This is a genomic window from Corynebacterium nasorum (assembly GCF_030229765.1).
GTDB classification, from domain to species: domain Bacteria; phylum Actinomycetota; class Actinomycetes; order Mycobacteriales; family Mycobacteriaceae; genus Corynebacterium; species Corynebacterium kefirresidentii.
The window spans coordinates 274,480-291,832 of the sequence record NZ_JASPGY010000002.1 but is presented as its reverse complement, the minus strand read 5'-3'; the positions used below and the strand labels follow the sequence as shown (position 1 = coordinate 291,832).

At 59.1% G+C, this 17,353-nt stretch carries 16 protein-coding genes; 11 read left to right on the top strand and 5 right to left on the bottom strand.

All coding sequences use genetic code 11. From position 1 onward, the window contains the following. Positions 1-19: 19 nt before the first annotated feature. Positions 20-916 (top strand): prephenate dehydratase, encoded by an 897-nt coding sequence (gene pheA / locus QP904_RS03185; protein WP_284835526.1) that lies wholly within the window; start codon positions 20-22, stop codon positions 914-916. A gap of 9 nt (positions 917-925) precedes the next feature. Continuing rightward, positions 926-1,579 (top strand): histidine phosphatase family protein, encoded by a 654-nt coding sequence (locus QP904_RS03180; RefSeq protein ID WP_284835525.1) that lies wholly within the window; start codon positions 926-928, stop codon positions 1,577-1,579. Here QP904_RS03180 and QP904_RS03175 read toward each other — a convergent pair. From QP904_RS03175 to QP904_RS03165, 3 genes are read right to left on the bottom strand one after another with little or no spacing between them, the layout of a single operon-like run. After that, the gene (locus QP904_RS03175; RefSeq protein WP_248099948.1) at positions 1,576-1,923 is read right to left on the bottom strand and encodes a metallopeptidase family protein; all 348 of its coding nucleotides are present in this window, start codon (positions 1,921-1,923) and stop codon (positions 1,576-1,578) included. The genes QP904_RS03180 and QP904_RS03175 overlap by 4 nt on opposite strands. Beyond that, positions 1,923-2,996 (bottom strand): septum formation family protein, encoded by a 1,074-nt coding sequence (locus tag QP904_RS03170; protein WP_023020094.1) that lies wholly within the window; start codon positions 2,994-2,996, stop codon positions 1,923-1,925. Before QP904_RS03170 ends, QP904_RS03175 begins: the two co-directional genes overlap by 1 nt. A 36-nt stretch (positions 2,997-3,032) precedes the next feature. Next, positions 3,033-3,782 (bottom strand): GntR family transcriptional regulator, encoded by a 750-nt coding sequence (locus QP904_RS03165; RefSeq protein ID WP_023020093.1) that lies wholly within the window; start codon positions 3,780-3,782, stop codon positions 3,033-3,035. Between the two features lie 65 nt (positions 3,783-3,847). Here QP904_RS03165 and serS point away from each other — a divergent pair, with 65 nt between their 5' ends. From serS to QP904_RS03135, 6 genes are all read left to right on the top strand, one after another. After that, the gene (serS, locus tag QP904_RS03160; protein WP_023020092.1) at positions 3,848-5,104 is read left to right on the top strand and encodes a serine--tRNA ligase; all 1,257 of its coding nucleotides are present in this window, start codon (positions 3,848-3,850) and stop codon (positions 5,102-5,104) included. 101 nt (positions 5,105-5,205) lie between these two features. Beyond that, the gene (locus tag QP904_RS03155) at positions 5,206-6,741 is read left to right on the top strand and encodes a lysophospholipid acyltransferase family protein (protein WP_232212563.1); all 1,536 of its coding nucleotides are present in this window, start codon (positions 5,206-5,208) and stop codon (positions 6,739-6,741) included. Positions 6,742-7,037: 296 nt separating this feature from the next. Then, entirely contained in the window at positions 7,038-8,762 is a 1,725-nt protein-coding gene (locus QP904_RS03150) for a glycerol-3-phosphate dehydrogenase/oxidase (RefSeq protein ID WP_248099950.1), read from the top strand. Between the two features lie 3 nt (positions 8,763-8,765). After that, positions 8,766-9,503 carry an MIP/aquaporin family protein gene (locus tag QP904_RS03145; protein WP_284835524.1) on the top strand — a complete coding sequence of 246 codons (738 nt, stop codon included), beginning with the start codon at positions 8,766-8,768 and terminating at the stop codon, positions 9,501-9,503. A 28-nt stretch (positions 9,504-9,531) separates the two neighbouring features. Then, positions 9,532-11,079, top strand: a complete 1,548-nt coding sequence (gene glpK, locus QP904_RS03140) for a glycerol kinase GlpK (RefSeq protein WP_023020088.1) — start codon at positions 9,532-9,534, stop codon at positions 11,077-11,079. Between the two features lie 22 nt (positions 11,080-11,101). Then, positions 11,102-11,932 carry an HAD family hydrolase gene (locus QP904_RS03135; RefSeq protein WP_284835523.1) on the top strand — a complete coding sequence of 277 codons (831 nt, stop codon included), beginning with the start codon at positions 11,102-11,104 and terminating at the stop codon, positions 11,930-11,932. Here the strand turns inward: QP904_RS03135 and QP904_RS03130 are convergent. After that, complete coding sequence (locus QP904_RS03130; protein ID WP_284835522.1) at positions 11,929-13,827, bottom strand: N-acetylmuramoyl-L-alanine amidase; 1,899 nt, start codon at positions 13,825-13,827, stop codon at positions 11,929-11,931. The two genes, QP904_RS03135 and QP904_RS03130, sit on opposite strands and share 4 nt — an antisense overlap. Before the next feature lie 146 nt (positions 13,828-13,973). On the opposite strand from QP904_RS03130, the gene glf reads away from it, so the two are divergent. From glf to QP904_RS03115, 3 genes are all read left to right on the top strand, one after another. Next, a complete protein-coding gene (gene glf, locus QP904_RS03125; RefSeq protein ID WP_284835521.1) occupies positions 13,974-15,170 on the top strand; it encodes a UDP-galactopyranose mutase in 1,197 nt (398 codons plus the stop codon). Between the two features lie 33 nt (positions 15,171-15,203). Continuing rightward, entirely contained in the window at positions 15,204-15,404 is a 201-nt protein-coding gene (locus tag QP904_RS03120; RefSeq protein ID WP_023020084.1) for a hypothetical protein, read from the top strand. A 65-nt stretch (positions 15,405-15,469) separates the two neighbouring features. After that, positions 15,470-16,057 (top strand): three-helix bundle dimerization domain-containing protein, encoded by a 588-nt coding sequence (locus QP904_RS03115; protein WP_248099964.1) that lies wholly within the window; start codon positions 15,470-15,472, stop codon positions 16,055-16,057. Here QP904_RS03115 and QP904_RS03110 read toward each other — a convergent pair. Further along, complete coding sequence (locus tag QP904_RS03110; RefSeq protein WP_023020082.1) at positions 16,054-17,316, bottom strand: TPM domain-containing protein; 1,263 nt, start codon at positions 17,314-17,316, stop codon at positions 16,054-16,056. The genes QP904_RS03115 and QP904_RS03110 overlap by 4 nt on opposite strands. Between the last annotated feature and the right edge of the window lie 37 nt (positions 17,317-17,353).

Genomic DNA, 17,353 nt, shown 5'->3' with positions numbered 1-17,353 from the left:
GTGGGCTAAGGTGACGAGCATGACTACCACCATCGCCTTCCTTGGACCGGCCGGAACTTTTACGGAAGCGGCCGTGTACAAGTTTGCCGCGCATATGCCGGAAGTAGAGACCATGCCGGTTGGCTCTCCATCGGAAGCGGTGGCCGCGGTGCGCGCCGAGCAGGCCGAGTATGCCTGCGTAGCTATTGAAAATTCCGTCGATGGCGCGGTAACCACCACCTTTGATGCCCTTGTAGAGGGAGAACCGGTGCAGATTTACCGCGAGGTGGATATCCCCGTGGCCTTTAGCATCATGACCCGGCCGGATGCGGAGGATATTAAACGGCTCAGTACCCACCCGGTGGCTTTCCAACAAATCCGCGGGTGGGTAAAAGAACACCTGCCGGAGGTTGAGTTCGTGCCGGCTAGCTCCAATGCGGCTGCGGCCGAGGCTGTGGCCCGTGGGGACGCTGATGCCGCGGCGGCGCCAGCGCGTGCGGCCGAGATCTTTGGCTTGGAGACCATCGCCCAGGGGGTGGCGGATATAAAGGGCGCGGCAACACGGTTTGTTTTGGTGGGGCGCCCGGGAAAACCAACCGCGCGTACCGGACAGGATCGCACGAGTGTTATCTTCACCCTGCCTAATGAGCCGGGCAGCCTGGTGGGGGCACTGCAGGACTTTGCGCACCGTGGGGTGGACCTTTCCCGGATCGAGTCGCGTCCTAAGCGGGAGGCCTTTGGGGAATACCGTTTCTATGTAGACCTCATTGGGCATATTGAAGACCAACCGGTGGCAGAGGCGCTCCGGGCATTGTGGTTGCGGGCGCAGAACGTGCTCTTCCTTGGTTCTTGGCCGGCGGCAACCCCCGCAGGCAGGCCGCCGCGCGATCTTGCCGCGGCGGATGAATGGGTAGCGCGGGCACGCAGGGGCCAATAATCTAGAGGCATGCCCGGAAGAATCATCCTGCTGCGCCATGGCCAGACCTATTCCAATATTTCTCGTCTTCTTGATACCCGCCCGCCTGGGGCCGAGCTTACTGAGCGCGGGCGCGACCAAGCCACGGAGGTCGGCCGTGAGCTAGCGCAGTTGGTGGGCGAGCGCGAGGTGGAATTTAAATGTTCCATTGCCCTGCGCGCTCAGCAGACTGCGATGCTGGCGGCACGCGCCTTTGAACAAGAGCGCGGTATGCCCGAGTTTTCCCAGCGTGTGGACGTGATTGCCGGAGTGTACGAGATTTCTGCCGGCGATTGGGAAATGGACGGCAGCGAGGATGCCCACCGTTCGCACATGGTGGCCATGCGCGGCTGGTGCGATGGCGAGCAGGACGCCGGCATGGAAGGTGGCGAGACCCTAGAGGATGTGCTGGCGCGCTACCAGCCGGTGCTGGAGGGCATTGCGGGCCAGCTTGCCGACGACCATGATGTCATCCTTGTCAGCCACGGCGCGGCCATCCGCGTGGTCACCAAGCATGCCACGGGGGTTGATGCCGACTTTGCCTATACCGGCTATCTGCCCAATTGTCGCTTCATGGTGATGGAGCCGCGCGGCAAGGACTTTGGGCAGTGGACATTGACCCGTTGGGCAGATACGGAGCTCTAGCCCCAACCTAGGCGGTGCAGCTCCTCTTCCTCGAGGCCAAAATAGTGGCCGAGCTCGTGGAAGACGGTGACTTTAACCTGTTCCGCTAGTTCTTCCTCGCTACCAGCCCAGCGCTGCAGCGTCTTGCGATAAATAAAGATCGCATCGGGCAGGAAACCAGTGTGATCGAAGGTGCGGTGGGGCAGCGCCACGCCTTCATAGAGCCCTAGCAACATGGGGTTATCGGGGTTTTCATCTTCGACCAAAATAACGAGGTTGCGCATGCGGCGCACAAATTCCTCGGGGACCTGATCCAGCGCCTCGTTGACCATTTCATCGAAGCGCTCTTCCGAAACCTCCACCATTAGGGTGCTGGGGCTGGTGCAGGGGCGGCGGATTCGGGCGCTGGCTTATTGTCCTTATCCTCGCGCAGCGGATTGCGCTCAGGTCGCTCCTCCGGCGGCTTGCCATCGATAGTCAGGGCCTGACGGCCACCGGTAGCGGAACCGGTGATGGCAGAGAAGCCGCCGCCTGCGCGGGCATGCACGAGGAAGCAATTGACGGACTTGGTGCCACCATTCCATGAGGCCTCGGTGATAGAACCCCAGAACGGTTGCAGCGTGGATTGATAGAGCTGTTCTTCGCCGCCGAGGTAGTCCTCGGTAGCGGCGGTGCAGGTATCGGAAAGGAATTTGTCCATATCCTTGCCATCCGGGTAGCCATCAGGGAACTGCTTGCCCACATCAATGACGGATACGGTTTCCATCTGGTGCGGCTTAGCGCATTCAACGACGTGTGGAACCTGCTTGTCATCGATGGCCAAGCATTCGCCCGGCTTGGTGAGGTTGGCCTGCTCGGAGGCTTCTACGTTGCCGTGATTAAGCTGCGGTACGCCGTGGTCATCGGTGGTTTGCAGGCCACAGAGTAGGGTGCGGTCGCCGCGATCCCAGGCAGACTGCGGCGGGAGAATGGATGCTACGTCGTACTTGCCGTTGGGATCCCACTTGCCGTGCAGGTAGTTCACGGTGGCGGATTCGCACAGCTCATCGCGCAATTGGTGTTGGCGGGTAAGTGCCGGGCGAGTAGCATCTGGTCCGAATTCGCTGGTGGGGTACACACTTAAGTCTTCGGTCTTGGAGACCTCGAAGCGGTGCTGTTCGGAACAAGGTACTTCCTTGAACCCTGTGGCGGAGCCATCTTTCGCGATATCCCACGTCAAGCAGGCACCAGCGGCCGCGGCGGTGAAAGGTTCCGGTTTAGGGGCAGCGGTTTCTGAATTATCCCCGCTATCGTGCTGCTGGGCAGCGGTGGTCTCATCGCTGCCCGATTTCTGGGAGCTGATAACGCCGTAGATGCCCATGAAAACGGCCGCCGCGATTGCCGCAATCAAGACAATCTGGACGGCCACAGCGGAACGCCACGCAGGTGATTTCTTCATAAGGCCCCTAATCTTACCTTTTAACCTGGATGCTGGCTAGAGACTGTTCTCCCTAGCCACCCGGGTAGTCAGGCGATAGCGGTCGGTGCGATAAACCGAGGAGCACCACTCTACCGGCCTATCGCCCGAGCGGGAGTAGCGCACAATGTGGAGCAGCGGGGTGCCCACGGGGACGTCGAGAAGCGGGGCAGTGTCCGCATCGGCCGATATTGCAGAGACCGTCTGATCCGCATCGGTGATGGGGACATCAAAGACAGAATCGAGGATGGCGTAGACCGAGTTGTAGATGTCATTTTCCAAAAGGCTGGGCGCGAACGTGGAGTTATACCAGCCATCGTCGATGGAGTACGGTTCGCCATCGCCCAAGCGCAGGCGGCGCAGGTGAATATGTTCGGCGTTAGCGGGCGTATCAAAAAAGATGGCGGCATCCTCTGGGGCGCTACTGCGGCCGCTAGTAAGGATTTTAGAAGAGGCGGTGACGTCTTGGGCGCCCATCTCATCTGAAAATGAGGCCAGGTGGAGCCGGGAGACTAGGGGATTGGGGGCCACGAAGGTGCCCTTACCGCGGATGCGGCGCAATTTCCCGGCCGCGACGAGATCACCGATGGCGCGGCGTACTGTGATACGTGACACCCCGTAGGTCTCTTCAAGGAGCCTTTCGCCGGGGAGGGTATCGCCGGGTTTGAGGGTCGTGCGGCACAATTCTTCGAGGATATCGTGCAATTGGGCGTGTTTTGGAACGGGGCCGTCCGTAATAGTGCGGGCGGGGAGCTGAACGGCGGACATAACTCCATGGTAATTCGCTGGTTATTACCACCGCAAGGTGTTGTCAATACGCTAAACTTACATTCGTGATTGATCTCAAGCTACTCCGCGAAAACCCTGACGTTGTCCGTGCTTCCCAGGTGAATCGAGGTGAGGATCCCTCCCTCGTAGACCAGCTCTTGGAAGCTGATGAGCAGCGCCGTGCTGCTATTCAAAAGGCCGACGAACTGCGCTCCGAGCAGAAGGCTTTTGGCAAGAAGATCGGCCAGGCCTCCCCGGAAGAGCGCCCGGCTTTGCTAGAGGGCTCCAATGAGCTGAAGGCCAAGGTCAAGGAAGCGGAAGAGGCACAGTCTGCCGCTGAGGCCAAGGTGGAAGAGCTGCAGTACAAGCTGGATAACGTGGTCGAAGGTGCCCCAGCCGGCGGCGAAGATGACTTCGTGGTGATGGAAGAGGTCGGCCAGATTCCTGAGTTCGACTTCGAACCGAAGGACCACCTTGAGCTGGGCGAATCCCTAGGCCTCATCGACGTCAAGCGTGGCGCCAAGGTAGGTGGAGCTCGCTTCTACTACCTCACTGGTGACGGTGCCTTCCTGCAGCTAGGAATGCTCATGCTCGCGGCACAGAAGGCGCGCGAAGCTGGTTTTAAGCTGATGATTCCGCCAGTTCTAGTCCGCCCAGACATTATGTCCGGCACCGGGTTCCTGGGACAGCACTCTGATGAGGTGTACTACCTCCCGGCTGATGATATGTACTTGGTTGGTACCTCTGAGGTAGCCCTTGCCGGCTACCACAAGGATGAGATCATCGACCTCTCTAACGGTCCGCTGCAGTACGCTGGCTGGTCCTCCTGCTTCCGCCGCGAGGCTGGCTCCCACGGTAAGGACACTCGCGGCATCCTGCGCGTCCACCAATTCGACAAGCTGGAGATGTTCGTTTACTGCAAGCCTGAAGATGCGGAGGAAATGCACCAGCGCCTTCTATCCATGGAAAAGGACATGCTTGAAGCCATGGAGCTGCCCTACCGCACCATCGACATTGCCGGTGGCGATCTCGGTTCTTCGGCGGCCCGCAAGTTCGACAATGAGGCTTGGGTTCCTACCCAAGGCACCTACCGCGAGCTGACTTCCACCTCGAACTGCACCACCTTCCAGGCTCGCCGCCTGTCCACCCGTTACCGCGACGAAAACGGCAAGACTCAAACCGCAGCTACCTTGAACGGCACCCTGGCCACTACTCGCTGGCTCGTTGCTATTCTGGAAAACCACCAGCAGGCCGACGGCTCTGTCGTTGTCCCTGAGGCCCTGCGCCCCTTCGTGGGCAAGGATGTCCTCACCCCGCAGTAAGTCCGCCGTCGTCCTGGAGAGTTATGAACGCTGCGACGAATTTCCTGTACCGCCAGATCACTCACATTGGTAGGGGGGTGACTCTGGCGCAGGGATTAAAAATGCGCCTTTCGGGTGAAGAAAATATCCCCGATGAAGGCGGCGCGGTATTGGTCTGTAACCACACCGGCTACATGGACTTCCTCTTCGGGGCCTTTTTGGCTTACCGCAAAAAGCGCCTCGTGCGCTTCTTGGCAAAGGCTGGCATCTTTAAAGCCCCACTAGCGGGTCCCTTGCTCAAGGCCATGCACCATGTGCCAGTTGATCGCATCGATGGCAATGCCTCAATGCGGCAGGCGGTTCGGCTCGCTAAAGAGGGCGAACTTGTCGGGGTGTTTTCTGAAGGCACGATTTCCCGCAGCTTCGAAATTCGCAGCATGAAAAGTGGTGCCTCCCGCATCGCCTATGAGGCTGGGGTGCCGGTAATCCCGCAGGTCATCTTCGGCTCCCAGCGCCTGTGGACCAAGGGGCATAAAAAGAATCTGGGACGGACGAAGACTCCAGTCTTTATCACTGCCCTAGAACCGTACTATCCCACTGGTGATGCGGAAGCCGATACCGCGGAGATTAGGCGCCGAATGCAAGAGGCTTTGGAAGGGCTATGGGAACAGTACGAAGCTGAATTTGGCCCCATGCCAGCGGGCGATTATTGGGTGCCCGCCCGCAAGGGCGGCGGCGCTCCCACCCTCGAAGAAGCGGAGGAGCGGGATGCTGAAGTAGAAACTGAGCGCCACCGCGTACGCCGGCTACGTGATGATCTGGTGGGGCTTAAAGAACGCGTATCCGTCACCACGGTTGACCTAGTGCGCAACCGCATGGCCGCCGCCAAGGGGGATGAAGAGGATGCGCCCAAGACTAAGGCGCGCACCGCCCCAGAGACTTTGGATTGGATCAAAGCCAATCTCAACGCCGTGGTGGAAGAGGCAACACGTGGTTTGGATGAAGGTCGCGATAAGGTCGCGGATGTTATGGCGCAACTGAAATCTGATGTGGCGCAAACCCAGGCTTCCATTACCGCCAGCAGCAAAGAGATTTGGGCCGGTTCTAAAGCTGAGCAGGGCCTTTTGGCAGCAGCTACCCAATCCCGGCTTATCGTCTCGCGCCTGCCGCACCGCATGAAGGCTCAATTCTCCTCCATCCCGCGTGTGGTGGTAGCGCATAGTAGTGCGCTGAATTGGGAGGATGGAGCACTGACCCCGCGGTTGCGCAAGGCTTTTGCGGATATCTACCCGGCGGCCGAAGTTCTCATAGTGGTATCGCCCGCGGGCGATGTAGATGTCCCGCAAGCCGTGTGGACCATTGTCATTGATGAGGATGTTGCACAGCCACGCCTCGATGCTGCAGCAATGTCCGTTACTGCCGCCAGTGCGGCACAAGGCGTGGAGCGCATCCTAGAGGATCTGCAGGATGAGCCGGAAGAGACTCTAGTCTTTGCAAATGAGCCGGGGGATGAGGACTTCCTTGAGTGGATGCCGGTGGTGGCTTTGGAAACTGCCCCGATAGAGGTGGTTAAGGGTGCTCAAGCGGTAACCTACTCGGCAGAAAAGGCCGGAATGTCAGAGGTACTCGAGGCGATGGCGCGTTTAGCGAAGAAATAGCGACAGTTTTTCGTCCGCTTTACACCCCCGCGAGGGGGTGGTTTTCTTTTTGGAAGTCTAAGTATTTTAAGGAAACTGACTGCTTACGGGCCTGAAACTTACGTGTGAGTAACCACATGTGTAACTCAAGTCGGTGACCCCTAACATATATTTTAGGAGATGAAGTCTCTGTAGCCCCGGTGCGATACTTTCCACCGAACCCATAATTACCTGCTTTTAGCTGTGCTTATGCCATCTCATTCACGGACCTATGGCCCAGGCACATGCAAGCACCAAGGAAGGAGATGCGGTCAGTAATGATCCAGCAAAGCAATCAATCCTTTAACCCCGAATACTTTGAAACTCTATGGAACGGGTACGCAGATGAGGACTACGACGTAGTCATTATCGGTGGCGGTTCCGTGGGTGCCGGAGCGGCAGCGGATGCCGCCACCCGCGGTCTGAAGACCGCCGTCATTGAGGCACGCGACTTCGCCGCAGGTACCTCTTCCCGCTCCTCCAAGATGTTCCACGGTGGCCTGCGCTACCTGGCAATGTTTGACTTCCGCCTCGTGGCTGAGTCCCTCAAGGAGCGCGAGCTCAACATGTCTACCCTGGCACCTCACCTGGTGAAGCCGTTGAAGTTCATCTTCCCGCTGACCCACCATGTATGGGAGCGCGTCATGATGTTCGGTGGATTTACGCTCTATGACCTCATGGGCGGATCGAAGAGCGTGCCAATGCAGAAGCACTTGACCCGTAAGGGCGTGCTGAAGGTGACCCCGGGCCTGAAGGATGATGCCATTGTGGGTGGCGTTCGCTACTACGACACCCTCGTGGATGACGCCCGCCATACCATGACCGTGCTGCGTACCGCCGCCGAGTACGGCGCCGATGTCCGCACCAATACCGAGGTCATTGGCTTTGACAAGGACCGCGGCGGCCGCATCGTAGGTGCCAAGGTCCGCGATACCGCCACTGGGCGCGAAACCACTGTGCGCGGCAAGGTCTTCATCAACGCTACCGGCGTGTGGAATGACAAGGTTCAAGAGATGGCCGGCGTGGAAGGCAAGTTCACCGTGCACGCGTCCAAGGGCGTACACATCGTTGTGCCAAAGGATGCGCTCGATGCGGACGCGGCCCTGTGCTTCGTAACCGAAAAGTCCGTCCTCTTCGTTATCCCATGGGGCGAGTACTGGATCATCGGTACCACCGACACCGATTGGGAAAAGGGGCTGTCCCTGCCGGATCCGGCACCAACCAAGTCCGATATTGATTATATTTTGGGCCAGGTTAACCAGCGCGTACGCCGTAAGATCACCCGCGATGACATCGTGGGCGTCTACTCCGGCCTGCGCCCGCTGCTGTCCGGCAAGTCCGATTCCACCACCAACCTTTCCCGCAACCACGCCGTCGCACGCGTGGCCCCAGGCATGGTCTCTGTCGCCGGCGGTAAGTACACCACGTACCGCGTCATCGGTAAGGATGCCGTGGACCTGGCGGTGAAGGAACTGGGTACCAAGGTCCCAGAGTCCATCACCGAGCAAACCCCGATCCTGGGTGCCGCTGGCTACCATGCTCTAGCTAACCAAGTCCCATCTCTGGCCCGTCGCTACAACCTGAGCGAGAAGTTCATTGAGCACCTGCTCGGCCGCTATGGCTCTTTGCTGGGCGAGGTCCTAGCGCCAGCTACTGAGGACGCCTCCCTGCTCGAGCCAGTGCCAGGTGCAGAGTCCTACCTGTGGGCCGAGGTCCGCTACGCCGTCACCCACGAGGGTGCATTGCACTTGGAGGACATCCTGTCCCGCCGTCTGCGTATCGCCATCGAGTTTGGTGACCGCGGCGTAAATGCCGCCCCGGCCGTTGCTGATTTTGTAGCACCGCTGCTGGGCTGGAGCGACGCCGACAAGGAGCGCGAGGTATCCCAATTCAAGGCCCACACCCAGGCCGAACTTGAAGCAGAAGCTGCGGTAACTGACCGTGAGGCCAATGACATTTTGGTACGCGCAGGATCCGCCCGACCCACCCAAAACGAGGTATAAGTTATGACCGGATTTGATGCATTCCTGTGGGAGTTTATCGGCACTGCGTTGCTGCTCCTTCTAGGAAACGGCGTATGTGCGCTGGTAAACCTGCGCACCTCTGGCGCGCGCGGCTCCGATTGGGTCGTTATCGCCCTGGGTTGGGGTATGGGTGTCTTCGTCGGTGCCAGTGTGGCCGATCCCACGGGCGGGCACCTTAACCCCGCCGTCACCGTAATGTTGGCCGTCAATGGCTCGCTCGAGTGGTCTCTGGTGCCGTACTACTTCCTGGGCCAGATCCTCGGCGCTATCCTCGGTGCCATCCTGGCATGGGCTGCCTTCAAGCAGCTTTTCGACGCCAATAATTACGACGACGCCGGAAACGTCACCGGCGCCAATAAGGACACGAACGGTATCTTCTTTACCAAGCCGGCACATCCTAAGAACGGCTGGAATGCGGTGACGGAGTTCATCGCCACCTGCGTGCTGTTGATGTTCATTGCCTTCGGCCCCACCGGCGGCGAGCTTGGCCCAATGGGCTACTTTGCCGTTGCTTTCGTTGTGGTGGCGATCGGCCTGTCCCTGGGTACCCCTACGGGTTATGCCATCAATCCGGTCCGTGATCTGGGCCCGCGAATTGCTTATGCATTCATCTTGCCCATCCAGGACAAAGGCAGCGCGAACTGGGGCTATGCTTGGGTCCCCATCGTGGCCCCATTGGTCGCGGCCGTAGCCGTTGGCCTGTTGTCCGTTGCGCTCTAATTCCATCTTCGTATAGGAGACTAGACACATGACTAACAAGAAATACGTCGCCGCTATCGACCAGGGAACTACGTCGACGCGCTGCATTATCTTTAACCACGATGGCGAGCAGGTTGCCGTTGGTCAGCTCGAACACGAGCAGATCTTTCCCGAAAAGGGCTGGGTAGAACACGACCCGGAAGAAATCTGGAGCAATACCCGTCGCGCCGTCGGTGAGGCTCTTGCCAATGGCGATATCACTGTGGAAGACATTGACTCGGTAGGTATCACCAATCAGCGAGAGACCACCGTGGTGTGGGATAAGCACACCGGCAAGCCGGTCTACAACGCTATTGTCTGGCAAGATACCCGCACTACCGCCATCTGTAAGGAGCTCTCGGGAGAGGAAGGCCCGGAAAAGTGGCGCCGCCGCACCGGTCTTTTCATTAACTCCTACCCGGCCGGCCCGAAGGTGAAGTGGATCCTCGATAACGTCGAGGGCGCACGCGAGCGCGCCGAGGCCGGCGATCTGCTCTTCGGCACCATTGACAGCTGGCTATTGTGGAACCTCACCGGCGGAGCCGAGGGCGATGCTGGCCGTGAGGCTCTGCACGCTACCGACGTCACCAACGCCTCCCGCACCCTGCTCATGGACATCGAAAAGCTGGAGTGGGATGAGGAACTGTGCAAGGAAATGGGCATCCCAATGTCCATGCTGCCGGAGATTCGCCCATCCCTCGGTGATTTCCGTACCGTGCGTGAGCGCGGTTCGCTCTCCGGTGTTCCTATCCGCGCCATCCTGGGTGACCAGCAGTCTGCGATGTTTGGCCAAGGATGCTTCCGGGCCGGCTCTGCAAAGAATACCTACGGAACCGGACTGTTCCTCCTGCTGAACACGGGCACCACCCCGAAGTTCTCTGAGAATGGCCTACTGACCACCGTGTGCTTCCAGCGTGAGGGCGAACGCCCTGTCTACGCGTTGGAGGGCTCCGTATCCATGGGCGGTTCCCTAGTGCAGTGGCTGCGCGATAACCTGCAGATTATCCCGAATGCTGCATCCATCGAGAACCTGGCGCGGGAAGTTAAAGACAACGGCGGCGTCTACATCGTGCCTGCCTTCTCTGGCCTCTTCGCTCCGTACTGGCGCCCGGATGCTCGTGGCGTCATCGTGGGTCTAACCCGCTTTGCCAACCGTAAGCACCTGGCCCGCGCCGTGCTCGAGTCCACTGCATACCAGACCCGAGACGTGGCCGATGCGATGGTGGCAGACTCCGGTGTGGAGATCACCGAGCTGCGCGTGGACGGCGGCATGACCATGAACGAACTTCTGATGCAGTTCCAAGCGGACATGCTCGGCGTGGAGGTACACCGTCCGAAGAATATCGAGACCACCGCGACCGGCGCGGCCTTCGCGGCAGGTTTGGACAATGGCTTCTGGGATGACCTGAGCGTTTTGGGTAGCCAGACAGGAGACATGAAGGTGTTTAAGCCGAAGCGCGAGAAGGAAGAGGTAGAGGCTCTCTACCGCGACTGGAAGCGCGCTATTAAGCGTTCCTTGGACTGGGAAGATAACGAGGACGAGGATCTGGACTTCTAAGTCCTGAAGTAAACTCGCGGGTATGGAGAATTTCCCTGCCCGCGCTCCTCGCCTCATCGCGAGCGATATTGACGGCACCCTGCTGGACCGCAACCACCGTGTCCCGCGTCGCAATCGTGACGCTGTGGCGCGGGCGGTCCAACAGGGTGCCTATTTTGCGCTTTCCACTGGCCGGCCGTTCCGGTGGATAGCGCCCGTGTTGGAGCAGCTTCCCGTCCGCCCGGTGTGTGTGACTTCGAATGGGGCGGTGCTCTACGATTCCGCGGAGGACCGCGTGATGTCCGCCCACGAGCTTTCACCCGCAGCGTTGGCAGAAGTGGTGGATGTGGCCCAGACGGTGTTGGGTACCGTGGGCTTTGGAGCGGAGCGGGCAGGAGGCTCGCTTGGCGACGCCGTCGAGGACCTCTTCGTAGTCGAACGCCACTACTCCGAAAACGCCCTCTTTGAAGGCTTCGGGGTGGTCAGCATGGGCGAGCTTGTGAGGCAGCCTGCCGTGAAATTTCTTATCCGCAATACGGACTACTCCGCTCCGAAGCTGTATGAGCTCATCGCGCCCCATATCGATCCGGAGCTCGCGCACCTGACGTATTCCATGCAGGAAGGGATTCTGGAGGTTGCCGCGCCCAATGTGACCAAGCGCCGCGGGGTGGAATGGTTGGCTGAGCACACCGGCGTCGCCCAGCAGGAGACGATCGCATTTGGGGATATGCCTAATGATATTGAGATGCTGCGCTGGGCTGGCTGCGGTGTGGCCATGGAAAACGCCCACCCAGAGGTTAAGGCGGCCGCGGACGCGGTCACCGTTGCTAACCACCAGGCGGGCGTGGCAAAGGTGCTAGAGCGCTGGTTCTAGTCGGTGAAGATGTCTACCTTTTCCGTTTCGGTGTTGTAGACAATCTCGCCGCCCTGGAATTTCACGCGGATTTCCTTGCCATTCTTCTCCTCATTGGACGTAGGCAGGCCGAGCTTGGAGGCATTATCGCCCTCGGACCACTTCTTGGCAATTTCACCGGTGAGCGCCTTGGTACCGGACTCCTTAGAGGAGAGCACCACGCCATTCTGGAAGAGCTGGTAGAGGATCTTGCCGCCATCGGTGGTATCCGGGCCGCCAACTGCCAGGCCCAGTACCGGGCCGAAAGCGTTGAGTACGGAGGTCCAGGACTCCTTGAGGCCTTCGTTATTCGAAACCTGTACGACCTTATTGACAATCTCCGGAATATCGCCGGTGGTCAGGTTGCCCGCCACCTTTTGATCGGTATCAGGCTTCTGCAGGCGGTCATTGGCGATGAGCACGCCGAAGACTGCGGCAGCGATTCCAGCGAGGGCGGAGATAGTGGAGACTGGCACCTCGACGTCGCCTAGCGAGGAGGTGATGTCCCCACCCACCTGCTGCGGGGTCTTGGGGGCATTGGGCTGAGGAGCCTTCTGCCAATTCAGATCCGTACTGTTCTTACCGGACTTAATGGCATCTGCTTTGCGCTTGGTGTTCTTACGGATTTCGTCCCAGTGGCGCATGGTGTACTGACCCGGGCAGGCGGTGTTGTGGAAATCATTGTGGCCTGCGAAGGCCGGCACGGTGGCCATGGTTCCAGCCGGGAATTTGGAGCCGTAAAAGCCGCCGGAGTACAAGCTAGCCTTGCCCATTGGATCGATGTTAGAGATTGCTGCCTTCCAGCCCGCAATCTCGGCCACGGAGTTGAGCATCTCGCGGGAAGGCTCGGTTTCCTCGTAGTTGCCAATCATGGAAATGCCCCAGTTATTGGCATTGAAGCCGCCTACGTGGGCGCCCTGTACAGCCTTGTCCAAACCGCCATAGCGGCCCTCATAGATGGTGCCGAACTTATCTACCAGCACGTTGTAGCCGATATCGCACCAGCCCAGGGTCTGTGCATGGTATTCATAAGCGCCGCGAACCTGTGCCGCTGCCTGCGCGCGGGTGTAGTTATTGGTACCCGCGGTGTGGTGCAGAGTCATGGCCTTCAGGCCATCGTCGTAGGTTGGCTGCTGGCAGCGTTTGGACTCGTCGGCGCCCCAGCCAGCGCGGGAGACAACCTTGGGCATACCCGCGGTTTCCGCGGTGGGTTCGATAGCTTCGCCGGCTTGGGCATTACCGTCGATAAACACGGCGTCGAGATCCGCAACCTGGGTGCGCTCATCGGCCACGGGGGAGATATCGCCGACGTTGTAGGCAAGCGGTGCCGGGCGATGTGCATCGGCGCCCTTAGCGGCTTTGTCCAGGAGGGAGTCTTCCTTCTTGTCCAGGTTGGATCCGGTCACGAGGTCGACGTTGGCCATAGAGACCTGAACATCGTTGGTATCGCCCACGAAGATGAGCTCGGTGCCGTTCTTGCCCTCGGAGTAGTTCATCGCATCCATGGGCAGCCACTCGCTCCAGGAGCCATCCTGCTGTTTGGAGCGCACGAAGGAGTTGATATCGCGCTTGCCCTCCCACGTGACGGCGAACATGTTGAAGGTTTCGTCGCGGTGGAATTGCTTGACCGCGCGGCGGCCTTCGCCATCGCCCTGCGCGGCTACGGCGGGGTCATCGACGACGATGGATTCGCCATCGCTGAAGCTGGTGGAGGCGTTTTTGACCTCAATGGGACCGCCATTGTTGGAGTCCTGGGTCTTAAGTACCTGCTGGCCGCCGAATGCGGCGGTTACGGCGAGCGCGATAGAGGTGACTGCCGCAATGACCGGGGTGGACCACTTGGACCTGGTGGGTACTAGTCGACGTCGTTGTTGCACTGTTATCTCCCTGGGGTTGTGCAGCTGTAAAAACGGTTGCCAAAAGTTAAGAATTGATTGTGATGGTACGTTTGTGACTTCTGTGAAACCTGTTGCGACACGCCGTTGTGCCGTGTCGGTTGCCGAAGTGCAATAAACTGGGGGCCATGACTTCTTATGACCTCATCGTTGTTGGCTCTGGATTTTTTGGCCTCACGGTTGCCGAGCGCGCCGCTAGTCAGCTGGATAAGAAGGTGCTCATTGTGGAGCGCCGCAACCACCTAGGCGGCAATGCCTACTCCGAGGCTGAACCCACCACCGGAATCGAGGTGCACAAGTACGGTGCGCACCTCTTCCACACCTCCAATAAGCGCGTGTGGGACTACTGCAATAAGTTCACCGATTTCACCGATTACCAGCACCGCGTCTTTGCCATGCACGATGGCACCGCCTACCAATTCCCGATGGGCCTAGGTCTTATTAACCAGTTCTTCGGCCGCTACTACTCCCCGGATGAGGCCCGCCAGCTCATTAAGGATCAGGCCGGCGAGTTCTCCCCGGAAGAAGCGCAAAACCTGGAGGAAAAGGCCATCTCCCTTATCGGTCGCCCGCTGTATGAGGCCTTTATTCGCGATTACACCGCTAAGCAGTGGCAGACCGATCCGAAGGAGCTGCCGGCCGCGAATATCACCCGCCTGCCGGTGCGCTACACCTTCAACAATCGCTACTTCAATGACACTTATGAGGGCCTGCCTGTAGACGGCTATGCGGCATGGCTAGAAAACATGGCCGACCACGACAATATTGAGGTCCGCTTGGATACCGATTGGTTCGAGGTTCGCGAGGAGCTGCGTGCCGAGTCCCCAGATGCGCCCGTGGTCTACACCGGCCCACTGGATCGCTACTTTGATTTTGCCGAGGGCGAGCTGGGCTGGCGCACCCTTGACTTCGATCTGGAGGTGCTGGATACCGGCGATTTCCAGGGCACGCCGGTGATGAACTACAACGACGCGGATGTGGACTATACCCGCATCCACGAATTCCGCCATTTCCACCCGGAGCGCAAGGATAAGTACCCGAAGGATAAGACGGTCATCATGAAGGAGTATTCGCGCTTCGCCGACAAAGGCGATGAGCCGTACTATCCAATTAATACCCCGGAAGATCGCACTAAGCTGGAGGCTTATCGCAAGCTCGCCGCCCAGGAATCGAAGGAGAACAGGGTTCTCTTCGGTGGCCGCTTGGGTACCTACCAGTACCTGGATATGCACATGGCTATCGGTTCCGCGCTGTCCATGTTTGATAATAAGCTCGCGCCATTCTGGAACGAGGGCAAGGCTATCGAACAGGAGCGTGGCCACTAAACTTGATCACCTCTACAGGAAGGAGGTGACGGTATGGCTGATCGCCGCATGTGGAAAATGTCGCCGGAGCGGCTGCAAGAGCATCTAAAACTGCGTAGCCGTGCATCGCGCATTCCCGATAAAAAGAAGGAACAGTCCAAGAAGGCCTGCCGGAACTCCCGGCGGGCCTTCCCGCATTTTCGGCGCAGAAAACTATTGGGTTTAACCCAACCGTTTGACTTAACCCACCGTTAACCTGTAAAGTTAACGTCAGGTTAACACGTAGCAAACGGGACAATAATCCGAGAAAGGGGATAACAATGAACCAGTTTGAAACCCTGCGTCAGGATCTGCACGAAAACTACGGTCACGAGTACACCGCCGCAGAAATCGATGCCAAGCTCGATGAGGTTATTGCCAAGCACACCAAGAAGGCAGAGCTCGAAGAATTCGTGCCGCTATTGGTGGAGCGTGAGGTGCGTGAATACTTCGGCGCTCACCGCCTTCATATCCGCTTTGCCGCCGGTACTAATAATGCGCTGGCCCAGGCTGCGGCGGAACTGACCCGCAAGCACGCCGGCGAGGCCCTCTTTGTAGATACCGCCGTTGCCCACCCGGAAAACGAGGCAGAAGGCCACCTCGCCCACGTCATGAACGAGCGCGGTATGGGTGAGGCTCCAAATAAGTACCTTGATGAGGTGCGGACGGTAGCGATGCCGGATTATATCGTGTTCCTAGGCCGTGAGGTCGAACGCGATGAGGCAGGCAAAGACATCAAAATCTGGGATATTCCTACCGCGGATACCGTAGAGCAGGCGCGCGAATTGGCCGATGACCTCGAAGCCCGCGTGCTCTACATGCTCAATAAGCTGGGCATTGATCCGGTCACTGAGCCGGTTAACGCCTAAAAGCGATACGGGTTCGGTAGCTGGGAGGAGACATTGTTGTTGGCCACCCAGAAGCCCGCAAACCTATAGGGCATATAGTGCGTGCCCATGCCGGGGCGCCATTCCGGCGTGCCCAAGAGCGGGGGAGTCTGGCGGTCGCGCTGTGGATATAGCCTTTCTGGCAGCGCGCCCACCATGGGGTGGTAGTCCTCGAGGATGCGAGCGAAGGCGGAGTCGAAGTCTTCCCGCGACAGATCCTGGGACAGCTCATTAATGCGCTGCGTTATCTGGCGGAGGCTGGCGTTGTCGGGTTGACGGGAGAGGGCCGTTTGGGCGTCGTTAAGCAGCCATTGCGTCTCGCCGGCGCGTACCGCAGTATCGCCATCGCAGAATTTTTCCAGGGAATCTATCTGCGCTGCGGCCGTATGGATCTGCTTGAGCGCCTTATAGGACTCCTTGATGGAGGCGGCATGCGAGGAAAAGTCCTGGACGTGTTCTAAGGCCTTGAGCGTCGGCCGCGCATCGGTGTACTGATTGACTAGGAAACGCCACTGGGCCTTGAGGGAATCGCCCGCCAAGGGGGATTGCAGGGCATTAATGCGCGCCTCCGTGCGCTCGATGAGCTCCTCGGCGCTATCGCGAACTCCCGCAATATAGTCAAAGCGCTTGCGCAGGCGGGCGCGGCGGGTGAGCAAGTAAGTAATGAGCCCCACCGCAGCGAGGACCACGATCACTGACGTGGTGGCAATGAACATAGACCACGTGGGCGCCTCCTGCGCAGATTGCCGGCGCACGGTCGGATCCGCGACGGCGCGCGTGGCCAAGATCATGCCGACGGTATAGTCATCGTCCTCCAGCGCCGGCCGCATCTGATCCAGGATGCCGTCCACGCGGCCGGCGTTATAAATCTTGATGTCTCGGCACACTTGGGCGCCACAGCGCACGGCCATGCTATTGGGTTCAAAGCCTACGGCGATAACGAGTACATTCTTCTGCAGCTCACCGTTGCTGATGAATTGTGGGTGCTCGCGCGCCAAGTCATGCAACAGGGTGCGGGAAAAATCCTCGCCCGAATTCGGATACGTGGCGTAGACAACCTCGTGCACGGAATCTGGAAGGTGCATGGACTGCGCTTGTGATTTCACGGCCTCTTCGTCCGAAGAGCTTAGAATCTGGGCGTGGTCCAAAAAATCCACCGCGGGCTTGTCCTCCGCGAGGGCGGCGGGTGCGCTAGCTGCAGCAAAAAGACCTACTACTGCCGCGCAAGGAACCCATCTCATGATGTTCCATCTTACGGGCTCCGCGTGTAAACCGTAG